Here is a 23,301-nt window from a genome sequence, read left to right as displayed (position 1 = left end):
CGGCGTATCATCGGGGCTCAGGCCCTGAGGAGAGGATGACACGATGACGACCGTCGAGGGACACCTCAGCTCATCACCCGGCGACGACGCCGAGGAGGAGGCGCCCTCGGCGGTCGTCTCACATCGCCCGGAGCAGGACCCGGAGCAGGTCCGCGCCTACTGGACCGAGAAGCGACGCCGGGCCGCCCGCCCCCGACCGATGACGCTCCAGGGTGACAGGAAGAAGGACGACGGGGAGTCCACGGATCAGAGCGCCGACGACGGCACTGCACCGGGTGAGGCGACGAACACCTCCGACTGACCCTCGGAGGTCAGCACAGCTCGCTCGCCAGCGGTCAGGAGGACGGACTCGCCGGCGCCCACTGCGATCTCTGAAGCGTCGCTCCGAAGCAGGACCTCGCCGCGGAGGCACAGCACGACGGCGGGACCGTCCTGGGGAGCCCAGGTCGCGGTGTCGCCGTCGTCCAGCTCCAGACGGTCCAGTCGGAACTCCTCGCACGGCGGGGCGTAGCGGTGCCACCGCTCCGAGACCGGTTCGGGCGTGCACCACGGAAGCGGCAGCACGGCAGGGGTCGTGACCGCCAGCAGCTCATCGACGTCCACCGGCTTGGCGGTGAGCCCGCCGCGCAGCACGTTGTCGGAGCTGGCCATGATCTCCACCGCCACTCCGTGCAGGTAGGCGTGCAGGTTTCCGGCGGGCAGGTACAGGGCCTCACCGGGGGAGAGGTCCACCCGGTTCAGCAGCAGGGTGACGATCACCCCGGGGTCGCCCGGGAAGGCGCCGCCGGCGCGCCGGAGCGTGTCCGCCGCCCCGTCGCAGAGCGCAGAGCCAGGGCGCACGGACTCCAGGGCGGGCACCACGAGGTCTGCGGCCTGCGCGAAGCCGCCGTGCGCGTCCCGCAGGATCAGCTCCAGGGCCTCTGCCAGGCGCTCGGCCTCCAACAGAGTCCGCAGCTGATTCAGCGCCTCGTCCACTCGTGCGGTGTCCGCCGGGCCCTCCGATCCCGTGCCCGCGGTGCGGAGCAGGTCCGCCACGGCGGCGACGTCGGCGGCGGCCTCGGGGCCGGGCCGGAATCCGCACAGGGCCGAGAAGTGCTCGACCGCCACCACCAGCTCAGGCTTGTGGTGGGCGTCCACATAGCGGCGCCTTGGGGAGTCCAGCGGAACCCCGGCGGCCTCCTCCGCCGCGTAGCCGGCCCGGGCCCGTTCGGCGGTGGGGTGGGTCTGGATGGACAGGGGCTGTTCTGCCGCCAGCACCTTGAACAGGAAGGGGAGCTCGGGGAGGTCACCGAGCATCTCCGGACGGTGTGCCGGGAGATGGTCGAGGCTGATCCGGGCGCCGTCGAGGAGCACCTCGGACGGCGCGGCCGGGTGGGCGCCCATCCACAGTTCGGCCTGCGGCCCGTCGGCGGGCATGCCGAAGAGCCGCGGGAAGGCGGTGGCGGAGCCCCAGGCGTAGTGCCGCACGGGGTTGGTCATCCTGAGCATCGCGAGAACATTACCAGCGGGGAGGCCATGATCCGTCCGATTCCGGGCCTCGTCCAGGGAACTGTGGTCAACCTCCCAGGAAGCCGCCCGGCGCGGCCGCCCCTGTCCTCAGCGCAGCGGCGTGCACTCGTAGTTGCTGGACGCCGCCTGCTCCAGGACTCCCGTCTGTCCGGCGTCCTGCAGGTCGCGCAGGTACTCCGCCGTCAGCGGGGAGCCGTCCGGTTGGGTCGGCATCTCGACCTCGTTGTCCTCGATGGACGGTTCGTCGTCCTCCGCGGCGTCGCGGGTCTCCACCGACGCCGGCACCGTGCCTGAGGCGGAGGCGCCGCCGCTCGGAGATCCGGTCCCGGGGGAGAACGTCACCGTGCCCACGGTGGTGCCGACGGCTCCGAGGGAGCCGAACCAGCCGCCGTCGTCCTCTTCGTTCTCGATCAGTTCGTCCACCCGCTGGTGGATCTGGTCGAAGTCAGGGTAGGTGGAGAACTGCTCCCCGGCGGTGCCGAAGTCGGGGGCGCCCAGCACCAGGCGCTGCGGCTCGCGCTCCTTGGCGTCCACCGCGAGGTCGAGGAAGGAGCCGAGCTGGTGCTGCGGCAGGTTGGTCTCCACCACCTGCTCGCCGGCGTCCATGATCTCGGTGAACCGGGTCAGCAGGGTCTGCGGATTGAACTGGGCGATCATCGCCTGTTGGATGCACTGCTGGCGCTGGATGCGGTTGTAGTCCGAGGAGAAGGTCCGGGACCGGGCGTAGGCCAGGGCGTCCTTGCCGCTGAACGTGTATTCGCCCGGACCCCACCAGTTGTCGCCCCAGGTGCCGTCCGGACGCGGGCCCCGGTAGGGGACCCAGCCGCCGGAGTCGACGGTGACCCCACCCATCGCGTCGATGAGCTGGGCGAAACCGTCCATGTCCACCATCACGTAGCCCTTGACCTCGAGGTCCAGGATGCCCGAGGCGGCGTCCATCATGGCCTCGGCGCCCGGGTCCTCGGCGTCGGGGTAGAGGTCCTGGTGCTGGTTCATCACATCCGTATACAGGAAGTTGATGATGCATTCGTTGCCGCAGCTGTACCCGTCCGGATACACATCCCACAGCGGGGAGTCCTCGCTGAACTGCGCGTTCTGGAAGTTCCGCGGGATCGAGATGAGGATGGACTCGCCGGTGCGTTCGTTGACGCTGACCACGTGGATGGAGTCCGGGCGCAGGCCCTGGCGCCCCTCCCCGGCGTCGGCGCCGAGGAGCAGGAAGTTGTAGCGGCCGTCGACGGCGTCGATGGCCGGGCCGGAGCCGAAGATCCCGGAGAACGACTCGCGCGACTGGTTCACCAGATGCGCCCCGTAGCCCAGCGAGCCGGAGGTCACCACCATCAGCACCACCGTGGCCACGGTGACGATCGGTTTCAGACCGGGAGCCAGGGTGGACAGGCGCAGCAGCCGGAAGGTGTCGATCCACAGCACGGCCCACCCGACGGCCAGCGCGACCAGCAGCACGGCGACCAGCCACATCACGAAGGGCCGCGTCATCAGGCCCAGCAGCAGTCCGCGCAGGGTGAAGAACATCACGACGCCGACCAGCACCACCGCCCACACGCTCACCGTGACGGCCAGCGCCTTGCGCCCGAAGCCGCGGTGCCCGGCTGCGATCTGCGCCGCGCCCGGGACGACCAGCGTCAGCGCGAGCAGCAGCACCGCCCGACGGGTGCGGTCGGTGACGGAACCGTTCTCCGGCCGCCGGACGACGTCCGGCTCGGTGGAGAAGCGGTGATAGGTGACGGTGGGGTCGCTCATCGCTCAGGAATGGGTGTGACGACGGCGGTACGTGGGCAGCTCGGCGGCCTCGTCGCGCAGGGCGGCGCCCTTCGCGTGGGCCTGTGCGGCGAGGTCGGCGGCGAACTCGACCAGCTGCTCCCGAAGTCGGACGGCCAGTTCACCGTCCCCGGCGGCCAGGGTGCGCGCCGCCAGCAGACCCGCGTTGCGGGCGCCTCCCACGGAGACTGTGGCGACCGGGACGCCGGCGGGCATCTGGACGATCGACAGCAGCGAATCCATGCCGTCGAGATGCTTCAGCGGTACGGGGACCCCGATGACAGGAAGCGGGGTGACGGAGGCGAGCATGCCGGGCAGGTGCGCCGCACCCCCCGCTCCGGCGATGATCACCCGCAGGCCGCGCTGGTGGGCGGTGCGGCCGTAGTCGATCATCTCCTCGGCCATCCGGTGGGCGGAGACGACGTCGGCCTCGAATGGGATGCCGAACTCGTCGAGCGCCTCGGCGGCGGCCTTCATGGTGGGCCAGTCGGAGTTCGAACCCATCACGAGTCCGACCAGGGCGGTGGTGTCCTCGGCCATCGGTGTCGGTCCCTTCGTCAGGTGGTTCAGCGGTGGTCAGCGGTGGTCGTCAGTCGTCAGTGGTCGTCCCGGTGATGAGCGCGGCGGCGTGCAGCGCCCGGCTCCGCGCCCGGTCGAGCTCCGCGGCGGCGACGGCGACCTCCCCGGGCTCGGGGGCGAGCACCACATTGACGTGCCCGACCTTGCGGCCGGGGCGCGGCTCCTTGCCGTAGAGGTGGATCTTGGCCTCGGGGGCGTGCCGACCAGCCTCGGGGACCCCGGCGTGCAGGTCTGAGGCGGAGGCGCCGAAGAGATTCTTCATCACGGTGCGGCCGCCCGGGCCGCCGATCGGGGCGGTGGAGCCCAGCGGCAGGCCGAGCACGGCCCGCAGGTGCTGCTCGAACTGACCGGTGACGGCGCCGTCCATGGACCAGTGCCCGGAGTTGTGGGGGCGCATGGCCAGCTCGTTGACGTAGACGCCGGCCCGCTCGCCGTCGGCGATCTCGAAGAGCTCGACGGCCAACATCCCGGTCACGCCGAGCTTCTCCGCGATGAGTCGGGCGATGCTGGCCGCGTCCTCCATGTGGGTGGGGTGGGAGCGCGGGGCCGGGGCGACGACGATGTCACAGACGCCGTCGGTCTGGGTGGACTCCACCACCGGGTAGGCGCGGATCTCTCCGACGGCTGAGCGCGCCACCTGGGCGGAGAGCTCTCGGGTGAAAGGGATCTTCTCCTCGGCGAGCAGCCCGGTGCCCTGCTCCGCGGCGCGGTCGAACCAGTCCTGGGCGGCGGACGCTGAGGCGGAGGAGTCGATGATGCGCACACCCTTGCCGTCGTAGCCGCCGCGGGGGGTCTTCAGCACCACCGGCCAGCCGGTGTCGTCGCCGAAGTCGCGCAGCTCTGCGACAGTGTGCACCGCGGCCCAGCGCGGATTGGGCAGGCCGAGCTGCTCGACGGCGCGGCGCATGGCCAGTTTGTCCTGGGCGTAGAGCAGCGCCTCGGGTCCCGGATGCAGCGGGGTGCCCTGGGCGGTGAGGGCGTCGAGCACCTCGGCGGGCACATGTTCGTGGTCGAACGTGACGACGTCGACGTCGGCGGCGAAGGCCGTCACGTCCTCCACGCTGCGATAGTCGCCCAGTGTGGTGCGGGGGATGACCTGGGCGGCGGAGGCCTCGGCACTGCCCGCCAGCAGGCGCAGCTCGACGCCGAGCTCGACGGCGGCCGGCGCCATCATGCGGGCCAGCTGCCCGTCGCCGAGGACGCCGACGCGGGGTGCGTCGCCGCGGGCCGCGGCGGACAGGTGGGGCGCGGTGTCAGGGGTGGGGGCTTCGGCTGCAGTCACAGTCCCTCATTATGGAGCATCGGGGGCGCGGCGTCGGTGATGGGACACGCACGCAAGGATCGCGGGGCCGCCGAGCAGGGGCCCGCTCGGCGTCGTGATTCTGCTCATACCGGGGGCATCCGCCAGGAAGCTCGCAGGGGACGTCCAGACGAGTCCGTACACTGGACGTCGGCAGGACGCCGCGGCCTCAGGGTCTGCCGGCCTGCCGTGTTCCCCCGTTTCCGCTGATGGAGTCTCCCCGGTCCATGATCTCCCGTCTCTATGTCCGCATCCGTGACCTGTTCCTCGCCGTGTGGCGGGAGGTCGCGAAGTTCGGCGTCGTCGGCGGTGTGGCCTTCGTGATCGACTCCGCTGTGTTCCTGTGGCTGCTCAGCGGCCCACTCGATGACTCGCAGCTCAAGGCGAAGGTCGTCGCCGGGGCTGTGGCCACCCTGTTCTCCTGGGTGGCCAACCGGTACTGGACCTTCCGGCACAGCCGCACCCGGGGCAAGATGCGGGAGCTGGTGATGTTCCTGCTGATGAACGCGATCGGGCTGGGCATCCAGACCGGCTGCGTGGGGGTGAGCAAGTATCTCCTCGGGATGGACTCCGTCACTCAGGTGTTCATCGCCGGGAACGTCATCGGGCTGGTGCTGGCCACAGCATTCCGTTTCTTCGCCTATAAGTTCTGGGTGTTCACCGGGGAGCCGGCGGAGCGTGAGGCCGGTCCGCACATGATCTCCGACCGGGAGCTGCTCACCGGCGAGATCCCGGTGGTCACCGGCTCGCACCGCACCACCGGCGAGGGCCTCAGCCGACCCCCTCGTTCCTGAGGATCGTCTCCCACTGCTGCGCGGGGATGCCCTCGGGGCCCGGCTGCACCAGCACGGCGGTGCGTCCCTGCGCCCACGCGCCGAGCAGCGCCGTCTCCGCGTCGTCGTCCCAGCGCACCGGGGTCCAGGTGCTCCAGCCCGCCGCGGCGTCGGCGACGTCGTGCAGCCCCTCCGCCGTGGAGCACAGCAGGTCCCGGGGCTCGCTCGGCACAGGCGGCAGCGCCACCTCCGGGAGTGCGCTCAGGAGCTGGTCCGGATGCTGGCGCACCTCAGCGGAGACGTCGAGCACCCACCCTGGCAGTGACGTGCCGACGGCGTCGGCGTAGGAGTCGTCCAGCAGGCCGGGGGACAGGGCGGCCAGCTCGGCGTCCCCCAGCGCCTCGGTGTCCGTCCAGTCCTCGGGGCGATCGGTGATGACCAACGCCGGTTCGCCGCCCGGGGAGCCCAGCGTCACCCGACAGCCGAGGGCGCCGGCGGCGAGGACGGCGGCGCAGGCCTTCCAGTGGGGCGCGCAGTGGATCAGCACGTCGGCGCCGTCGTCGAGCTCGACCTCCTCGCGCAGCAGACCGACGAGCTTGACCGCCCAGTTCTGCAGCACCCGTCCAGAGAGCTCCACCCGGTCCCCGTCGGGGCCGTACCAGACGACAGAGGGTCGCGGGCGGGCCCCCAGAAGCTCGAACAGCGCTGGGAAGTCCCTGGGCGCTTCGTGTGAAAAGGTGCTCAAGCTGAGCGGAGCCATGGAGTCCTCCTGTTCCGCCACACCGATCCCACAGTGGTCTTTGTGCGGCGTGTCGGGCGTCATGACGCGGATCGAGGCCTGTGGAGAGCGGCCTCACACCACTTGACGGATGGTTACTTACGCCAGTGTAATTAGGGGGTGACGGCGGCCCCGCCGCATGGTCGTCACAGACACCGTCACATGATTGTCCCGCACACCACTGACACGGATCACAGGGGAGGCCCTCCATGGGGAACGCACAGCGGCTGAGCGACGAGCAGCACGAGCAGTCTCGCGCCGCCCAGCGACCCGCTCTGGACGTCCCCGCCGACTGGTTCGTGGATCCGGCCGATCCGCAGGCCGCGGAGCGTCTGGAGCACGGCAAGGCCCTCGAGGATCAGGCCACGGCTTTCCTCGCCGCCCATGAGGAGGCGGAGAAGCAGTCCGAGGACGAGTCCCGCTCGGCACGGACCGTCGAGGCCCCGGTGGCGCTCAGTGAGGCTCCTTCCCGCCGCACTGACCGCGAGCCGGAGGTCGAGGCGCCGCGCACCGAGACCTGGATCGGCCTGCCCTCCCTCATCCCCGCCGAGCAGATCGAAGGCGAGCTGGCCTGGCAGGTGGACGCCCTCTGCGCCCAGACGGACCCGGAGGCGTTCTTCCCGGAGAAGGGCGGCTCCACCCGGGATGCGAAGAAGGTCTGCGCCGCCTGCCACGTCAAGCAGGAGTGCCTGGACTACGCCCTGGCCAATGACGAGCGCTTCGGCATCTGGGGAGGTCTCTCCGAGCGCGAACGCCGCAAGCTGCGGAAGCGAGCGATCTGATCGCCGCCACCCTGAGCCCGCGCATCGCCGCTGTCGTCCTGCACGGCGGCGGCGATTCCTCGTCTGAGGCCGGAGAGTCCCCGCAGGCACTGCAGGAGGCCATTGAGTCCCAGACGCGCGCGCCCGACCACGTGGTGGAGCTCTCCGCCGCAGGCTTCCGAGGACCTCAGGACCTCTCCCGATCCCTGCGCTCCCACCTGATCCGTGACCGGGCCACGGCGGCCCGCACCACCGGCCCCGGACCCGGCGGAAGCCGGGTGACCTCTCTGTGGCGGCAGCTGGAGCGTCGGCTGCCCGAGGGATTCTCCGACGCGGCCGACTGGCTGTGGATCCTCCCCGAGGACGCCGCCCCGGAGCCTGGAACTCTCGCGGCGCTCGAGGAGCGGCTGTTCACGGTCACCGACGAGGAGACCCACCCGGACATCCAGGTCGTCGGCGCCAAGCAGCTGGATCCGGGTGATCGCCTGGTGGACGTGGGGCTGTGGTCCGCCCGCTCCGGGGAGGTCATCCCGCTCAACGAGCCGAAGGAGCTCGACCAGGGCCAGTACGACGGCCGCGACGCCGTGCCCGCGGTGGCCGCCCACGGCATGCTGGTGCGCGCCTCGCTCTTCGGCGCCCTCGGCGGCTTCGACCCGACGCTCCCGGCCGACTACGCGGCGGCCCAGTTCTGCCGCCGCGCCCGCGAGACCGGGGCGCATGTCGTCGTCGCTCCGGACGCCCGGATCAGGCGGCTGGATCCTCCGCCGCGGACGGAGGTCCACCGTCTGGGCGGCATGCTGCATCTGCCGAGTCCTGCGCGGCGGGCCCAGGTCCGCCGACGGCTCGCCGAGGCGCCGGCGGCCGCCGTGCCGCTGCTGTGGCTGGGCCAGTGGCTGGCCGCCGTGCTGCGCGCCGTCGTCCTCACCGCGGTGAAGGCGCCGGACGCAGCCGTCGCCCAGCTGGCCGCCACGGTGGTCGCTCTGCTCGACCCCGCCACGATCCTCCATTCCCGGCGGTTCATCCGCCAGGGGCGCCGGGCCGCAGGAGCGCCCCCGGCGTCGCAGCGGCGTCGGGTCGAGCGTGCCGCACGCCTGGATGCGGCCGCGCTGCGCGCCCATCGGCGGCGGCTGCCCACCGCGGAGACCGTCGCCCCGCAGCATGCCGGCTACGGCTTGGCGGGGGCACGGACCGCCGATGAGGACGACCATGACGCGCTGCTCGGCCAGGACTCCGCCCACGGCGAGTTCGATCAGATGCCGACCCGACGCTCCGGCGACCGCCTGGGCCTGTTCCTCATGCTGCTGGGCCTGACCGGGATCTCCCTGCTGGTCTTCCGTGATCTGCTCACCGCCGAGGCGCTGACCGGTGGCGCGGCGTTGCCGGTGACGCCGTCCACGGCCGAGATCGCCGCGTCCACGGTCAGCCTCATCGCCCCGGAGGGTCTGGGCGCCCTGGCCGGCGCGGATCCTTTCGCTCTGGTCCTGCTGATCCTGTCTCTGCTCACCGGCGGCCACGCCTCCCTGGTGCTGGTGTGGCTGACGGTGCTGGCCCTGCCGCTGGCCGGGCTGACCGCCTGGCTGGCTTCACGGCTGGTCACCGATCGGGCCACCGTACGGGTGGTCGCGGCGCTGCTCTGGGTGGGGGTGCCGAGCCTGCACATCGCGCTCGGTGAGGGCCGGGTGGGTGTCGTGCTGGTCCACGTGCTGCTGCCGCTGGTGCTGCTCGCAGCCGTCCGGGCTCTGGACCTGGACCCTTCCGGCCGCGGCTCCGGGCTGTACGCCGCCTCCTGGGAGCACGCGGCGGCAGCCGCGCTGCTGCTGGCCGTGGTCACCGCCGCGGCGCCGATCCTGCTGGTGCTGGCGGTGCTGGTCTGCGTGGTGGGCGCGCTGGTGCTGCGCCGTCGGGGCCGGGTGCTGTGGCTGATGCCGCTGCCTTCGCTGGCTCTGGCCGCGCCGATGCTCGGCTCGGCCCTGCTGACCCGCCAGAACGTCGTGGCGGTGCTGCTCTCCGATCCGACCCGCCCGATCAGCGCCGCGGATGCGCCCCTGTGGCAGCAGCTGCTCGGCCACTCTCGACCCTTCGATCCGCTCGCCGGCCTGCAGGGGAGCGCCATCCCGGAGCTGTTCACCGGGGACCTGTGGAGCCTGCGGCTGGCGCTGATCGTCGGCGCTCCGCTGCTGCTGGTCGCCCTGCTGGGAATCGCCACCGCCACCGCGCGGAGCACCCATGCCCTCGTCGCGGGCGCGGTGCTTCTGGGCGCCCTGGGGCTCTCCGCGGCGGCGTCGCGCCTGGCCGTTGCGGACGACGGCGTGGCCCTGATCTCCGCCGACGTCGGACCGCTGGTCACGGTGATGGCCTTCTGTCTGCTGATCGCCGCCGTCGGGTCCCTGGACCGGCTGCCGCGTGCGTTGCCCCGCTGGGGCGCCACGGCGGCGCCGGTGGCCGCCACGCTGCTGGTCCTGGCGGTGGTGGCGTCCTTGGGCTCCTGGGCGGTGCCGCGGGCCCTTCCGTCGGCGCATCTGACAGGCGAGGCGCTGACCCCGGTGAGCCAGGACCTCGTGCAGATCGCCCCAGGGCAGGTGCGGCAGGTGCCCGCCACCGCGGCCGACCAGGGCACCGGGCCGGCGCAGCAGCGCACCTTGGTGCTCGACGCCGGCAGCGAGGGCGTGGTCGGCGAGCTCGTCTCCGGCCAGGGACGCATGCTGGACGCGCAACGCGCCGTGGTGACCGCCGGGGGTGTGCCGGACCGACAGCTCAGCGCCGGGGACCGTCGGCTGGGGCAGCTGGTCGCCTCGCTGGTGACCCCCGGCTCCGGGGAAGTGGGTCCCCTGATGGAGGAGCTCGGGGTCGGGCATGTGCTGATCCGTTCCGTCGAGGACTCACCGTTGGTGGACGCCGTGGACACCGCCTCCGGCCTGATCGCAGTCGGCCCCACCGACCGTGGGCTGCTCTGGCGGGCCGAAGTGCCGGAGGACCGGGAGGTCCTCACCACGGAGGTGGTGGAGGGTGCCTCCACCTCCTGGGCCCGACTGGTGGACCAGTACGGGCAGACGGTCGCCCTGCTGCCTTCCCAGGACGGACAGGTGGAGGTGGACCTCGAGGGACTCCGCGACGCCGAGGGTCAGCCCCTGGCGGGGGAGGAGGATCTGATGCTGCGGATGGCCACGGCGCAGGCCTCGGGCTGGACCGCACAGCTCAACGGGAAGGACTTGGAGCCGGCACCGGGCGGCACGTGGGCGCAGAGCTTCCACCTGCCCGTCGGAGAGGCCTCCGGTGTGCTGACCGCCTCGCATTCGAGCCCGTACCGGTGGCCGATGCTCGGCCTGGTGGGAGGGTTCCTGCTGCTGGTGGTGCTGATCGCAGTGCCGCTGCCCCGCGGGGCCCGACTGCTCCCGGTGGCCGGCGATGAGGAACTCGCACGGATGGCCGGACGGCACACGGCCGGGCGATCCGCAGATGGACAACCTGACGGACGAGGGGAGCGGCCATGAACGCGCGGACGGTCCGTCGCCACCTCCGTCAGGCGAAGAGACAACGCCGCCGCGAGGAGGCAGAGCAGCGTCGCCAGGCCACCGGGCGCAGCACCCGACCTCCCGGGTCGGGAGTGCGGGTGCTCGCGGTCGCCGTCGCGCTGGGCGTGGCGGGCGTCGCCGTGGGATCGGCGGTGCAGGACCCGCGCGGGGAGACGTGGGAGCCGGCGCCGGTGGATGCGGCTGCGTTCCCGGCTGCGGGATCGGGCACGGCCCACGTCTGCCCGCCGATGCCGGGGCTGGCGGACTCCCTGACCACCGACGGACTGCTGGAGTACCGGGAACGGGATGACTCCGCGCGAGGACGCTTCCAGGCCCTGGTGCTCGCCGCTGACGACGCCGGCACCTTCCCCGCGACGGCCTGGGCGCAGTTGGGCGAGCGGTATCGGGTGAACACCACCGAGCTGACCGAGGCAGAGGAGACGGTCACCGGCGACGTGGTCTATGAGGTCCTCGGCGCGATGACCCGTACCCCGTTCCTGGAGATCGAGGCGCTGCCCGAGGGAGCCTCCGGCGCCGCCGCCGCCCGGTACACCTACGCCGCCGACACCGGACCAGTGACCGGTCTGGCCACCCGGGACTGCACGGTCCCGCAGCGCTCCCACTGGTTCTTCGGCCCTGAGCTCGGCGCTGGGGCCACCGCCCTGCTGACCTTGGCCAATCCGTACGACCGGCCCGCCACCGTCGAGGTGGTCGGCTATGACACCGACGGGCACCGGGGCTCCTCGGGGACCCGGACTCTGGTGGTGCCGGGGGAGACGGTGCGCACCGTGAACCTCGCCGCCCTGGCGGGCACGGACGCCGAGCTGGGGATCTCCGTGGAGTCCTCCGGAGCCCCCGTGACCGCCCAGGTGCAGTCCTCGCGGGCGGTGGGCCTGACCGGTCAAGGGGTGGACTTCCTGCCGGGGATCTCCGCACCGGACACCGAGCACGTGATGCCGGGGGTCCCGGTGCCCGAGTCCACCGAGGAGGACCCCGCCGCTCGGCCCGCGGAGCTGTGGATCCACTCCGCCGGACAGTCCCGGACCACCCTGGAGCTGCAGGTCTACGGCGACGACGGCGTGGAGCTGCTGGACAACCCGGCCGTGTTCACCGTGGAGCCCGGCGAGGTGGACGCGGTCCCGCTGCAGGGGCTGGAGGCCGGGGTCTACGACGTCGTCCTCCGATCCGATGAGCCCACGTATGCGGCGGTGTCCAGCCACGGCGTGGCCGGAGGAGATAGCGACTCCGCGACGGACTTCTCCTGGCAGGCCTCCGCGGTGCCGCTGACTGAAGGCTCCGGGACGCTCATCCCGGATGTGGGTGAGTCCTCGCTGCGGCTCACCAGCCTGCAGGCGGAGGGCCAGGTGACCTATCGGCTGGTGGAGGCGGACGGCACATTCTCCGCGGCGGAAGAGGTGACCGTGCCTGCGGAGGGGGCATTGACCCTCGAGCCGGACGACCTCGGCGTCGCCGTCGCCGTCGTCGTGGAGGAGACTGCTCCGGGGCTGTATGCGGCGCTGACCACCCAGGATGAGGGAGGGCTCGCGCTGAGCACCGTAGACCTGCTGCGGGACCCGGACCGGACCGTGCCGGTGCGGCTGCGGCACTGACCCGGTCTGCGGACCCGAGTCCGCCGGTGCGCCTCCCGGTCCTTGTCCGTGACGTCGGCTAGGGTGGTGCACCGTGGATTCCTCGCGACGATGCACTCGAAGCGGCTGTGGGCGACCGGCGGTCGCCACGCTGACCTACAGCTATCAAGACTCCACGATCGTGGTGGGGCCGATGAGCGTGTACTCCGAGCCCCACACCTATGACCTGTGCAGCCACCACGCAGACACGGTGAACCCGCCGCGCGGCTGGGAAGTGGTGCGCTTGGACTACCCGTCGACTCCTGCGGAGCCGCAGGACGACCTCCTCGCCCTGGCGGACGCCGTCCGCCACCGTGACGACGACGCCGGCGCCGGGGCGCGTCCGGCCGGCCGGGCCACCTCCGGCGAGGACACCGGGCCCCACGCCCCGGGCACGCTGCCGCGGCGGGAGTCCCGCAGCCGGCTGGAGCCGCCCACCCCGGAGGCGGCGCTCACCCGCGGTCATCTGCGCCTGCTCAGGGACTGAGGCCTCACCCGCGCGCCGGTGCTGAGGGGGGTGTGCCGCTGCGTCTGGTGCGATTCCCGCCGCGCGCTCCCATCGAGTGGTCAGAATTCCATACATCTCCGCGTGGGTGACGCGCGTCAGCCGCACAAGATGTACGGGGAATTGACCTCTCGACGCTGAGGGCGGGCGTGCGCCTGCTCCAGCCCGCCCACGCCTGCTCCAGCCCGCCCAGGCCTGCCCCAGACTCCCGCGCATGACGCACCGCGGCCCCCGTCCGGATCTCTCCGGGCGGGGGCCGCGTCGTGGTGCTGGGTGCTCTGACTCGCGGCTGCGGGGCAGGGGTCAGTACCGGTAGTGCTCCGGCTTGTAGGGGCCGGCGACGTCGAGGCCGAGGTAGTCGGCCTGGTCCTTGGTCAGCTCGGTGAGCGTCGCACCCAGCGCGGGAAGGTGCAGACGTGCGACCTTCTCGTCGAGGATCTTCGGCAGGGTGTAGACCTCGTTCTGGTAGCTGCCGTCGCCGGGGCGGACCTTGTGGGACTTCGCGAAGATCTCGATCTGGGCGATGACCTGGTTGGCGAAGCTGGCGCTCATCACGAAGCTGGGGTGGCCGGTGGCGTTGCCCAGGTTCAGCAGGCGGCCCTCGGAGAGCACGATGATGGAGCGGCCGTCGGTCTCCGGGAAGACCCACTCGTGGACCTGCGGCTTGATCTCCACCTTCTTGATGCCGGGGATCGCGGCCAGTCCGGCCATGTCGATCTCGTTGTCGAAGTGGCCGACGTTGCCGACGATGGCCTTGTCCTTCATCTGCTGCATCGCCTCGGCGGAGATGATGTCCTTGCCGCCGGTGGTGGTGATGAAGATGTCGCCGATGCTGACGATGTCCTCCAGGGTGGACACCTGGTAGCCGTCCATGGCGGCCTGCAGCGCGGTGATGGGGTCGATCTCGGTGACGATGACCCGGGCGCCCTGTCCGCGCAGCGCCTCGGCCGCGCCCTTGCCGACGTCGCCGTAGCCGCACACCACGGCGACCTTGCCGCCGATGAGCACGTCGGTGGCGCGCATGATGCCGTCCGGCAGGGAGTGGCGGATCCCGTACTTGTTGTCGAACTTGGACTTGGTGACCGAGTCGTTGACGTTGATCGCCGGGAACAGCAGCTGGCCGTCGCGGGCCAGCTGGTAGAGACGGTTCACTCCGGTGGTGGTCTCCTCGGTGACACCCAGCAGGGTGCTGGCCACACCCGTCCACCGAGAGGGGTTCTCCGCGAGGGAGGACCGCAGGGTCTCCAGGATGATCCGGTACTCCTCCGGGTCCTCCTCGGTGGCCGAGGGGACGGCGCCGGCGGCCTCGAACTCGACGCCCTTGTGCACCAGCAGGGTGGCGTCACCGCCGTCGTCGAGGATGATGTTGGCACCCTTGGCGGGGTCCTCATCCACACCGGGCCAGGCGAAGATCTGGCTGGCGGTCCACCAGTACTCCTCCAGCGTCTCGTTCTTCCAGGCGAAGACCGGCACGCCCTGGGGGTCCTCAGGGGTGCCGTCACCGACGACGACGGCGGCGGCGGCCTCGTCCTGGGTGGAGAAGATGTTGCAGGAGGCCCAGCGGACCTCGGCGCCCAGGGCGGTGAGGGTCTCGATCAGCACGGCGGTCTGCACGGTCATGTGCAGCGAGCCGGCGATGCGGGCCCCGGCCAGCGGCTGGGACTCGCCGTACTCCTCGCGCAGGGCCATCAGGCCCGGCATCTCATGTTCGGCCAGGCGGATCTGGTGCCGGCCGGCCTCATGCAGGGAGATGTCGGCGATCTTGTAGTCGAAGCTCATGGGGTAGGGGTCTCCTCGTCGGTGGTGCTGGAGGCGGCGTCGGCCAGGAGTCGGGGCACGCCGTGCTCGATGGGGTAGCGGATGGTGTCATCGCTGACGGAGACCAGGTGGTCGCCGTCCTGACGCAGCGGTGCTGCGGTCACGGGACAGCGCAGGATCTCGAGGACGTCGGGGGAGATGACGGTCGTCTGGGGTGCACTGGGCATGGATCCCAGCCTATCGCGGGGGTGTGGCGCCGACCGGTGAGGACGTCACCTGCGGACACCTGAGGACGCGGTCGCCAGGTCAGGAGTACGGGAGCGTGTGCAGCCGTCGGCTGAGCTCTCCGGTGCGGTCCTGCTGCCGACGCAGCCGGCGGTACTCCCGGTTGCGCCTCTCGGCCATGACGGCGATGAGGAAGTCCATGGACGACGACGGCGGCGGGGGAGGGGAGATGTGCGGGCGCAGCTGATCGGCGAGCTGGTCGGCGGTGCGATGCAGCACGCCGAGGTTGTCCCCACGGCCGGTGGTCTCCATGCGGCGCAGCAGCCGCGAGATGCGCAGCGCGAGCGGGTCCGGGATGCGGCCCAGGTCCGCGATCTGGGTCCAGGACGTCAGGTGCTGGGGCACCGGCAGCATCATGGGCTTGACCTTGGGCTGGCGGACCAGGATGCCGTAGGTGCCGGCGGCCATGTCGCCCAGGCGCTTGCCTCGGGCGTTGATCATGCCGCAGAACAGCGGCAGCACCCCGAAGGTCATGAAGATCTCTGGGAAGCCGATCAGCCCGCGGATCACTGCGTGGCGCAGCCGGAGGGTGCCGCCGTCGTCACGCACGATCCGCACTCCCATGATGAGCCGGCCCACCGAGCGCCCTCGGGAGAGCGTCTCGATGGTGATCGGCAGGATCACGAAGCACAGCACCACGGTGCTCAGCGAGAACGCGGCGTACATGGCGGGGTCCATGGTCTGGAAGACCTGTCCGGAGTAGTACCCGAAGAGCAGCTGGATGCCGATGTAGACCACCATGTAGAGGGCCAGATCGATCAGCAGCGAGGTGCCGCGCACCGCCACGGAGGCCGGCGGCAGCTCGAGTCTGACGGCCTCGCCGGTGATCACGGTGCGCATGGCACCCACTCTACTGGGGCAGACGTCGCACGTCAGCGTGTTGAGCCGCCCCTGGGTTAGGCTCGATGCCGTGGACATCGATGCGTTCGTCGCCGTGCATCAGTCGGAATGGGACCGTCTGGCGGTCCTCTCCGACCAGCGCCGCCTGACCGCGGCGGAGGCCGATGAGCTCCTGCGGCTCTACGAGCGCACCTCCACGCATCTGTCCATGGTGCAGGCCGTGGAGCCGGGAGGCTCCCTGGCCGCGGGCCTCTCCGCCCGGCTGGGGCGGGCCCGCACCCAGCTGACCGGCTCGGGCGGCAACGTCTTCGAGGGCATCGCCTACTTCTTCGCCCAGTCGCTGCCGGCCGCGTTCTACCGGATCCGCTGGCTGACTCTTATCCTGGGGGCGGCCTTCATCGCCGTGGCCGTGGGCTACGGCATCTGGACCTACCACCATCCGCAGCTCGACCTGCTCATGCCGGAGGCCGAGCGGGAGGCCTACGCCGGCTCCCAGTTCGAGGACTACTACTCTGAGCATCCCAACTCGTCCTTCGCCGCCCAGGTGTGGACCAACAACGCGTGGATCGCCGCCCAGGAGGTGGCCTTCGGAGTGACCGGGGTATGGGTGCCGTTCATCCTGTTCATCAACGCTCAGGGTGTGGGCATCGCCGGCGGGATCATGGCGGAGCAGGGCGCGGCCGACGTCTTCTGGCTGAACATCCTGCCGCATGGGCTGATGGAGATCACCGCGATCTTCATCGCCGGTGCCGCGGGTCTGCGGATCTTCTGGGCCTGGGTGGCGCCGGGGCAGCAGCGGCGCCTGACCTCACTGGCCTATGAGGGGCGGCGGCTGATCACCGTGGCCGTGGGGCTGGTGATCGTGCTGCTGGTCTCCGGGATCGTGGAGGGATTCGTCACCCCCAGCGCCCTGCCGTCCTGGCTGAAGATCGGCATCGGTGCGCTCGTGCTGGCCGCCTACTGGGTGTACACGCTGGTGCTGGGCGGCCGGGCGCACCGGGCCGGTGTCACGGGCGACCTGGGCCGCTACGACGCCGGCTCGCATGAGCTGACGGCCTGAAGCCTGGCGGAACCGCTTGGCGGTTCCGACACTCTGCGGCAGGTCTCCACGGAAATGCCGTGTCAGGACCGTACGCTCGAGAGTGGAAAGCACTGCGTGGAGAGGCGATCATGAGCGCGAATTCGAAGCGGCCTGAGAACGAGGAGACCGCCGGGAGCGACAGCGACTTCGAGTCCGGTCTCGACTACGGCGCCTTCGCCGAGGACGCCCCGGACTTCCCGGAGGATCGGCTCGAGGGCACGGACCAGGACGGACCTGCGCAGCAGGCATCTGGCGATGCTGCCGCGCCCTCGCCGGGCGAGGGCGACACCACGGCGGTGTCGCGTCCCGGTCAGGACGCGACCCGCCCGCTGGACGACGTCGCGGCGGCAGAGCCGGCCCCCGAGCCAGTCCCCGAGCCTGCGGACTCGGACACCTCCGCGACGGCCGCGCTGCCGCGGACCGGAACGCCGGAGGGGACCGGCTCTCCGCAGTCGGCGTCCTCCCCGGAGTCGATCTCTGCGGCGGCCGAGGCCCCGGCCGCCGTGCCCGCACCCGGGACGGCGTCGCCGGCCACCTCGCCGGCCGCAGGATCTCCCGCGCCGGCCGGCTCAACGGAGCCGTACCGCCCCTATGAGGCCACCGCGACGACGGCGGTGCCGCGCCACGAGTCCGGCGAGGCCATCACCGATGCCGACCTGGACGAGGAGGTCGCCCGGGACAAGCGCGGCGTCTCCCGGTTCTTCCAGGTGCTGGTGGCGATCTTCGTACCGCTGATGATCACGGTCGCCGCCATTCGGTTCGTGGCCTCCCCGGTGTTCCTGTGGATCGCGTACAACCGCCCCGGGTTCCCCGAGGACACCGGCGCGTTCGACGTCACCGACCGGCTGCTCTACGGCTCCTACGGCATGGACTACCTGTTCAACGCCGCCAACTCCCGGTATCTGGCGGAGCTCGCCCCGGGCGGGGAGCCCCTGTTCACCGAGTCCGAGGTCAGCCACATGACCGATGTGAAGCTGGTCATGGTCTCCGCCATGGGCGGCGGACTCGTCCTGCTGCTGCTCACCCTGATCTTCGCGATGCTGCTGCGCCGCTGGCGTCCGGGCGGAGTGGCGCGCGGATTCTTCGCAGGCGCCTGGGCGACCCTGGGGCTGATCGCCGCGGCCGCCGTCGTCGCGATCCTGAGCTGGCAGCAGTTCTTCGACACGTTCCACCGGATCTTCTTCGCCGACGGGACCTGGACCTTCAGCCCGGACTCCACGCTGATCCGCCTCTACCCGGAGCAGTTCTGGATGGACGCCGGCATCGCCGTGGTCGGTCTGGTGGCGCTCATCGCCCTCATCACGCTGATCATCACCTGGCCCACCAAGCGGCGTCGCGCCCGCCGCCAGGCCCGCCTGGAGGAGGTCTACGCGATCCGCCGCGAGAAGCTGGTGGCCGAGCTGACCAAGGACGCCGAGTACTCCAACGCGCCGAAGGCCGGACGCCGCGGCTGACCGGATCCCTGCACCACGCGAACGCCTCGGACCCCTCCGGAACAACCGGAGGGGTCCGAGGCGTTCTAGTACCCTGTTGGGGGCGTTCCGCGCGCCCGCACAGCACCTGTTCACGAGCGGACCGAAGTCGAAAGCGAGGACCGCATGCTGAGAACCGTCATGGGCGGCAAGATCCACCGTGCCACGGTCACCCAGGCTGATCTCCACTACGTGGGGTCGATCACGGTCGACGAGGACCTGCTCGACGCCGCCGGAATCCTCGAGGGCGAGCAGGTGCACGTCGTCGACATCACCAACGGCGCACGCCTGGAGACATACACGATCGCCGGGGAGCGGGGTTCCGGGGTGATCGGCATCAACGGCGCCGCCGCCCACCTGGTGAGCACCGGCGACCTGGTCATCATCATCTCCTACCAGATGGGGACCGACGCCGAGATCGCCGAGCACACCCCCAAGGTGGTCCACGTCGACGGCGAGAACCGCATCGTCAAGCTGGGCGACGACGCCGCCGAGGCCGTCCCCGGGGCGGCGGACCAGGTCTCGGCGCGCGAGCCTCAGCAGGGGCCCGGTGCTCGCCTCCAGCCGATTGGTCCATAGCCGGGCTGGCAGGTTGAAGTCCCATAGCGCCGTACCCCGGGCCACTCTTCATTTCTGCCAGGGCACAGGAGGGATCGTGGTCAAACCAGGTAATAGCGGCACGTTTTTGTGAACCGTATTAGAGGCCAGTTACTCCTCATGGGGGGCGGACAGTATAGTGTGGCCGATACCGTCGCCCAAAAGTCGTTTCCGCATCGAAGCGCGGGCATGGGACGGCAAACGGCCGGACAGTGTCGCGTCCGGCCAGTTTCGTGTTCTTCGAGGAAAAGAGTTCTTGTGGTTTCGAGGGAGTTCTCGACTGTCGGTGTGATCGGCCTGGGCTACATCGGTCTGCCCACCGCGGCGATCCTGGCCGACAGCGGTGTCCGGGTGATCGGGATGGACGTCTCACCGGTCAACGTGGAGGCTGTCAACAACGGTCAGGTGCCGTTCGTGGAGCCGGGTCTGCGTGAGGTCGTGGAGCGCGCGGTGGCCGCCGGGAACCTGTCGGCCTCCACCGAGACGCCGGCGGCGGACGCCTACATCGTGGCGGTGCCGACTCCCTTCACCGACGCGCATTCGGCGGACCTGTCCTTCATCGAGGCGGCCGCCGACGGGATCGCTCCGAAGCTGACCGGCGGTGAGCTGGTGATTCTGGAGTCCACCTCCCCTCCCGGGGCGACCGAACACATGGCCGAGCGGATCCTGAAGTCCCGTCCGGATCTGACCGCCGGGGACCTGCTGGTCGCCCACTGCCCGGAGCGTGTGCTGCCCGGGCGGATCATGGTCGAGATGGCCACCAATGACCGGATCGTCGGGGGTCTGAGCCCTCAGGCGGCCGAGGCGGCGAAGACCCTCTACCAGACCTTCTGCACCGGTGAGGTGCTGCTGACCGACGCGAAGACCGCGGAGATGGCGAAGCTGACCGAGAACAGCTTCCGCGATGTGAACATCGCGTTCGCCAACGAGCTCTCGGTGATCTGCGACCAGCTCGGCATCGATGTCTGGGAGCTGATCGAGCTGGCGAACCACCACCCGCGGGTGAACATCCTCCAGCCCGGTCCCGGTGTGGGCGGGCACTGCATCGCGGTGGACCCGTGGTTCATCGTCGATGCCGCCCCGGAGGCCTCGCGGCTGATCCGCACGGCCCGGGAGACCAACGACGCCAAGCCTGAGTGGGTGCTGGGCCGGATCGAGCAGGCTCTGGAGCACCATGGTCGGGAGGCCACGGTGGCGCTGATGGGTCTGGCGTTCAAGGCCAACATCGACGATCTGCGGGAGTCCCCGTCGCTGTCGATCGCGCAGCGGCTGGTCGAGCGGGCGCCGGAGGCTCAGATCCTGGCGGTGGAGCCGCATATCGAGGAGCTGCCCGCCGGGCTGAGCGGGTCGGGCAACGTCTCGCTGGCCGGCATCGAGGAGGCGTTGGACAGCGCCCAGGTGCTGGTGCTGCTGGTCGACCATGACCAGTTCAAGGCCATCGACTCCGCCCGGCTCCAGGGCCGCACCGTGATCGATTCCCGCGGCATCTGGCGCTGACGTTGCGTAGTGCATGCAGTGACGTCCGGGTAGTGGCTAATATTGCATGGACTCGAGACCAGGGAGAAGGGGCGCCGTGAACAGAGCGGATCAGCATGATAACCCGGCGGCACGTTCAGAAGTATCGCAGAACGACCTCGCCGATCACGGCGCTCCGGTGCCGAGCTTTCCCCTTCCGGGGAGCACTTCAGAATCGCTAGCTTCAACGTCAAGCCAGGAGTCTGCACCCCGGAAGGTGTCTAACAAGCGTGGCTCTACGAAGAAAAAGTCCGGGAAGAAGGCGACTGAGCGTCAGGTCGTCCGCGACCTCGCGCTGCTTATGCCGCTGCGTAGGAATTTGTATGACGGCGTGCCCCTCAGTTCGATATTCTCGCGCAAACAGGCGATCGGGCTGTCGCATTACCTGATTGAGTCCGGGTACCTCCTTGAGGTGAAGCCCATCATTGAACAGTTTGACATCGAGCCCGCCCTCAAAACTTCAGAACTGCGTGCGTTGTACCGGCATGCCCGAGGAACAGGGTATATTGAACACGCGTTGCGTCTCCTCAAGACGATCGCAGCGCGTACGGGAAATGAATCCGACCTCGGAGCGCTGGAGCGGCTCGATGCGGAGCACAAGGTCTTCGAGAACCCGTGGGGAGGCCTCCCGGCACTCCCCGTCACAGAGGCGCGCCATCCGTCAGGCCCTGTCCTGCACATGGTCGGCAAGAGTCTTCCGGACACCCAGACCGGTTACACCCTGCGGACGCAGTACACCGTGCAGGCTTTGCAACGACAGGGTATCGAGTCGATAGTCGCCGTGCAGTCGGGTGGTAACAGCCAAGAGGCAGTGAGCGTGCAAAGTGAGCGGCAGGTGGACGGTGTCAGAATCGTTCAACTGGCTGGACCAGCGCGCCAGGACCTTGGCCTTTTGCAGTGGCTGATCGATAATGTCGAGGAGCTCTATGGCCTCGTCGTTCGCGAACGTCCCAGTGTAATTCACGCCCATTCTGACTTCTTCAACGGAGTTATCGCGACCCAGGTTGGAGAGGCGACGGGCGTCCCAGTCGTCTATGAATCCAGGGGATTCTGGGAAGAGTCCTGGCTGTCGCGTGTGGCCCGCGCGCAGGGCTGGGATGACACTGAGATGATCTTTCGCTTGTACGGGTCGCCCGAAGCGTATGAGTACCGTCGGCGCAACGAGCGCTTGGTGCGCGAGCGCGTAGGTCATGTAGTCACGCTAGCCAGGGTGATGAAAGACCATATCCGCCAGGAGAGTGCCGGGGCGGCTCTTGAGGAGTCGAAAATTTCCTTGGCGCCTAATGCCGTCGATACTGACGAGTTCCCGGTGATGACGCCTTCACCTCGTATCAGGGAGCGACTGAATCTCTCGAAGGACACGAAGATAATTGGCTACATTTCTTCGATCGTCGAGTACGAGGGTATCGAGACACTTGTCAAGGCATTTGAGCGAATCGACAAAAAGTACGAATCTCGTAAGGATAAAGTGAGACTCGTTATCGTTGGAGACGGGAATTACTTGAGTCAGGTAAAGAAGTCCGTGAAGCAGAAGGGGATCAAGTACGTAAAGTTCCCTGGGCGCGTTCCTCACGATGAAATTATTGATTACTATAGCATTATAGATATCTTTGTTGTTCCTCGTAGGTCAACGCGAGTCACGCAGTTGGTGACTCCCTTGAAGCCTTTTGAAGCGTTCTCGACTGGGCGCACGGTGGTCATGTCGGATGTGAAGGCTCTTGCGGAGATTCGAGAGGATGCGGGCGACGCATGTGAGTCGTTCCCTGCGGGTGACGCGGCAGCGCTCGCTGATGTCTTGGAAGACCTGCTGGAGGATGATGCCAAACGAGAGGCGATGGCTGCGGCTGGTGCCAGATGGGTCAGGGAGTCGCGGACTTGGGATTCGAATGTTCCGCACTACCTGTCTGCATACCGTAGGCTCGGATCTGTGTTTGCCTGACGGGGTGAAGGTGCCTGACGTTGGTATGCATCTCGCTGATCGCCGCATGGCTTGGCCGAAGCCATCAACGGCAGGCTCGAGCATCCACGTGGCACTGTCCTGGAGCTCCGTATTCCCAATGGCATCATCCGGGTTCTGTCGGACGCCGGCGGACCTCGTCCTCTATGCACCCTCATCGCCTATGAGTCGGCAAACTGTCATGACCATGAGTCGGACCAGGCAACACCATTGATCCTGCTAGATGTTGTGGGGCATGAGGTTGTCGGAGCCGGCGGGGCGATGAGAAAACGAACGGACTCCCGCCCGCAGGATGGTAATCGCCAAAGAACCACCTGCTGCGCGAAGGAGCCCGTTCATGCCCCACGCTACCGCGGTGCACCCGAACTCCACACTGACTCCGACCGGCCGACTTCAGATGGTCGACCGCCACATCGACGACGGGCTGCCCATCGCCCATGTAGCCCGCGAGTTCCGCGTCAGCTGGGACACAGTGAGCAAATGGGTCACTCGCTACCGCGACCACGGTGAAGCCGGGCTCGTCGATCACCCCAGCACTCCGCGCCACTCGCCGACTGCGACCCGGGAATCGGTGGTCGAGCGCATCGAGGCGCTGCGCCGGCAGCTGAAGTGGTCGGCTCGTCGGATCCATCTGCACCTGATCACCGGCGGGATCGACCCGCTGCCCCAGCA

Annotated in this window: 20 protein-coding genes; 12 read left to right on the top strand and 8 right to left on the bottom strand. The window is 69.6% G+C overall.

Annotated elements, in window-relative coordinates; all coding sequences use genetic code 11:
- Positions 1-43: 43 nt before the first annotated feature.
- Positions 44-301, top strand: a complete 258-nt coding sequence (locus SD455_RS10110) for a hypothetical protein (protein WP_311026053.1) — start codon at positions 44-46, stop codon at positions 299-301.
- Here the strand turns inward: SD455_RS10110 and manA are convergent.
- The 4 genes from manA to SD455_RS10090 all read right to left on the bottom strand — a co-directional run bounded on the left by manA (position 247) and on the right by SD455_RS10090 (position 5,041).
- Entirely contained in the window at positions 247-1,479 is a 1,233-nt protein-coding gene (gene manA / locus SD455_RS10105; RefSeq protein WP_445508018.1) for a mannose-6-phosphate isomerase, class I, read from the bottom strand. The genes SD455_RS10110 and manA overlap by 55 nt on opposite strands.
- 117 nt (positions 1,480-1,596) lie before the next feature.
- A complete protein-coding gene (locus SD455_RS10100) occupies positions 1,597-3,270 on the bottom strand; it encodes an LCP family protein (RefSeq protein WP_445508017.1) in 1,674 nt (557 codons plus the stop codon).
- Positions 3,271-3,273: 3 nt separating this feature from the next.
- Positions 3,274-3,828 carry a 5-(carboxyamino)imidazole ribonucleotide mutase gene (gene purE, locus SD455_RS10095; protein ID WP_445508016.1) on the bottom strand — a complete coding sequence of 185 codons (555 nt, stop codon included), beginning with the start codon at positions 3,826-3,828 and terminating at the stop codon, positions 3,274-3,276.
- A 49-nt stretch (positions 3,829-3,877) separates the two neighbouring features.
- Complete coding sequence (locus SD455_RS10090; RefSeq protein ID WP_445508062.1) at positions 3,878-5,041, bottom strand: 5-(carboxyamino)imidazole ribonucleotide synthase; 1,164 nt, start codon at positions 5,039-5,041, stop codon at positions 3,878-3,880.
- A gap of 353 nt (positions 5,042-5,394) precedes the next feature.
- Here SD455_RS10090 and SD455_RS10085 point away from each other — a divergent pair, with 353 nt between their 5' ends.
- Complete coding sequence (locus SD455_RS10085; RefSeq protein ID WP_070159172.1) at positions 5,395-5,961, top strand: GtrA family protein; 567 nt, start codon at positions 5,395-5,397, stop codon at positions 5,959-5,961.
- Here the strand turns inward: SD455_RS10085 and SD455_RS10080 are convergent.
- Positions 5,939-6,700, bottom strand: a complete 762-nt coding sequence (locus SD455_RS10080) for a TIGR03089 family protein (RefSeq protein WP_445508015.1) — start codon at positions 6,698-6,700, stop codon at positions 5,939-5,941. The genes SD455_RS10085 and SD455_RS10080 overlap by 23 nt on opposite strands.
- Before the next feature lie 227 nt (positions 6,701-6,927).
- Here SD455_RS10080 and SD455_RS10075 point away from each other — a divergent pair, with 227 nt between their 5' ends.
- The 4 genes from SD455_RS10075 to SD455_RS10060 all read left to right on the top strand — a co-directional run bounded on the left by SD455_RS10075 (position 6,928) and on the right by SD455_RS10060 (position 13,106).
- Positions 6,928-7,500, top strand: coding sequence for a WhiB family transcriptional regulator (locus SD455_RS10075; protein ID WP_311026057.1), 573 nt, complete (start codon positions 6,928-6,930; stop codon positions 7,498-7,500).
- A 131-nt stretch (positions 7,501-7,631) separates the two neighbouring features.
- Complete coding sequence (locus SD455_RS10070; RefSeq protein ID WP_445508014.1) at positions 7,632-10,970, top strand: hypothetical protein; 3,339 nt, start codon at positions 7,632-7,634, stop codon at positions 10,968-10,970.
- Positions 10,967-12,601 carry a DUF5719 family protein gene (locus SD455_RS10065; RefSeq protein ID WP_445508013.1) on the top strand — a complete coding sequence of 545 codons (1,635 nt, stop codon included), beginning with the start codon at positions 10,967-10,969 and terminating at the stop codon, positions 12,599-12,601. The genes SD455_RS10070 and SD455_RS10065 overlap by 4 nt, the downstream gene beginning before the upstream one ends.
- Positions 12,602-12,674: 73 nt before the next feature.
- Positions 12,675-13,106 (top strand): DUF3499 domain-containing protein, encoded by a 432-nt coding sequence (locus SD455_RS10060; protein WP_445508012.1) that lies wholly within the window; start codon positions 12,675-12,677, stop codon positions 13,104-13,106.
- Between the two features lie 321 nt (positions 13,107-13,427).
- Here SD455_RS10060 and ahcY read toward each other — a convergent pair whose 3' ends face one another.
- The 3 genes from ahcY to SD455_RS10045 all read right to left on the bottom strand — a co-directional run bounded on the left by ahcY (position 13,428) and on the right by SD455_RS10045 (position 16,007).
- Positions 13,428-14,903 carry an adenosylhomocysteinase gene (gene ahcY, locus SD455_RS10055; RefSeq protein ID WP_445508011.1) on the bottom strand — a complete coding sequence of 492 codons (1,476 nt, stop codon included), beginning with the start codon at positions 14,901-14,903 and terminating at the stop codon, positions 13,428-13,430.
- Complete coding sequence (locus tag SD455_RS10050) at positions 14,900-15,109, bottom strand: Trm112 family protein (protein ID WP_070158562.1); 210 nt, start codon at positions 15,107-15,109, stop codon at positions 14,900-14,902. The genes ahcY and SD455_RS10050 overlap by 4 nt, the downstream gene beginning before the upstream one ends.
- 79 nt (positions 15,110-15,188) lie before the next feature.
- Positions 15,189-16,007: an RDD family protein gene (locus SD455_RS10045; RefSeq protein ID WP_445508010.1), complete on the bottom strand. Its 819-nt coding sequence runs from the start codon at positions 16,005-16,007 to the stop codon at positions 15,189-15,191.
- Between the two features lie 70 nt (positions 16,008-16,077).
- On the opposite strand from SD455_RS10045, the gene SD455_RS10040 reads away from it, so the two are divergent.
- The 6 genes from SD455_RS10040 to SD455_RS10015 all read left to right on the top strand — a co-directional run.
- A complete protein-coding gene (locus SD455_RS10040) occupies positions 16,078-17,067 on the top strand; it encodes a stage II sporulation protein M (protein ID WP_445508009.1) in 990 nt (329 codons plus the stop codon).
- A gap of 110 nt (positions 17,068-17,177) precedes the next feature.
- Entirely contained in the window at positions 17,178-18,542 is a 1,365-nt protein-coding gene (locus SD455_RS10035) for a TIGR01906 family membrane protein (protein ID WP_445508008.1), read from the top strand.
- Positions 18,543-18,686: 144 nt separating this feature from the next.
- Entirely contained in the window at positions 18,687-19,139 is a 453-nt protein-coding gene (gene panD / locus SD455_RS10030) for an aspartate 1-decarboxylase (protein WP_445508007.1), read from the top strand.
- 276 nt (positions 19,140-19,415) lie between these two features.
- Positions 19,416-20,654, top strand: a complete 1,239-nt coding sequence (wecC, locus tag SD455_RS10025; RefSeq protein WP_445508006.1) for a UDP-N-acetyl-D-mannosamine dehydrogenase — start codon at positions 19,416-19,418, stop codon at positions 20,652-20,654.
- A gap of 76 nt (positions 20,655-20,730) precedes the next feature.
- Positions 20,731-22,611, top strand: a complete 1,881-nt coding sequence (locus tag SD455_RS10020; protein ID WP_445508005.1) for a glycosyltransferase — start codon at positions 20,731-20,733, stop codon at positions 22,609-22,611.
- A gap of 355 nt (positions 22,612-22,966) precedes the next feature.
- Positions 22,967-23,301 (top strand): helix-turn-helix domain-containing protein (locus SD455_RS10015; protein ID WP_445508004.1); only part of this gene is annotated, 335 nt, incomplete at its 3' end.

This window comes from Nesterenkonia sp. K-15-9-6 (assembly GCF_052656005.1).
The sequence above is the reverse complement of the archived record's forward strand: the minus strand, read 5'-3'. Positions and strand labels throughout refer to the sequence as shown.

Bases quoted from the DNA above. Each gene is read 5' to 3' on its own strand.
- SD455_RS10110 (WP_311026053.1), top strand. From the start codon at position 44: ATGACGACCGTCGAGGGACACCTCAGCTCATCACCCGGCGACGACGCC.
- manA (WP_445508018.1), bottom strand. From the start codon at position 1,479: ATGACCAACCCCGTGCGGCACTACGCCTGGGGCTCCGCCACCGCCTTC.
- SD455_RS10100 (WP_445508017.1), bottom strand. From the start codon at position 3,270: ATGAGCGACCCCACCGTCACCTATCACCGCTTCTCCACCGAGCCGGAC.
- purE (WP_445508016.1), bottom strand. From the start codon at position 3,828: ATGGCCGAGGACACCACCGCCCTGGTCGGACTCGTGATGGGTTCGAAC.
- SD455_RS10090 (WP_445508062.1), bottom strand. From the start codon at position 5,041: ATGATGGCGCCGGCCGCCGTCGAGCTCGGCGTCGAGCTGCGCCTGCTG.
- SD455_RS10085 (WP_070159172.1), top strand. From the start codon at position 5,395: ATGATCTCCCGTCTCTATGTCCGCATCCGTGACCTGTTCCTCGCCGTG.
- SD455_RS10080 (WP_445508015.1), bottom strand. From the start codon at position 6,700: ATGGCTCCGCTCAGCTTGAGCACCTTTTCACACGAAGCGCCCAGGGAC.
- SD455_RS10075 (WP_311026057.1), top strand. From the start codon at position 6,928: ATGGGGAACGCACAGCGGCTGAGCGACGAGCAGCACGAGCAGTCTCGC.
- SD455_RS10065 (WP_445508013.1), top strand. From the start codon at position 10,967: ATGAACGCGCGGACGGTCCGTCGCCACCTCCGTCAGGCGAAGAGACAA.
- ahcY (WP_445508011.1), bottom strand. From the start codon at position 14,903: ATGAGCTTCGACTACAAGATCGCCGACATCTCCCTGCATGAGGCCGGC.
- SD455_RS10050 (WP_070158562.1), bottom strand. From the start codon at position 15,109: ATGCCCAGTGCACCCCAGACGACCGTCATCTCCCCCGACGTCCTCGAG.
- SD455_RS10045 (WP_445508010.1), bottom strand. From the start codon at position 16,007: ATGCGCACCGTGATCACCGGCGAGGCCGTCAGACTCGAGCTGCCGCCG.
- SD455_RS10035 (WP_445508008.1), top strand. From the start codon at position 17,178: ATGAGCGCGAATTCGAAGCGGCCTGAGAACGAGGAGACCGCCGGGAGC.
- panD (WP_445508007.1), top strand. From the start codon at position 18,687: ATGCTGAGAACCGTCATGGGCGGCAAGATCCACCGTGCCACGGTCACC.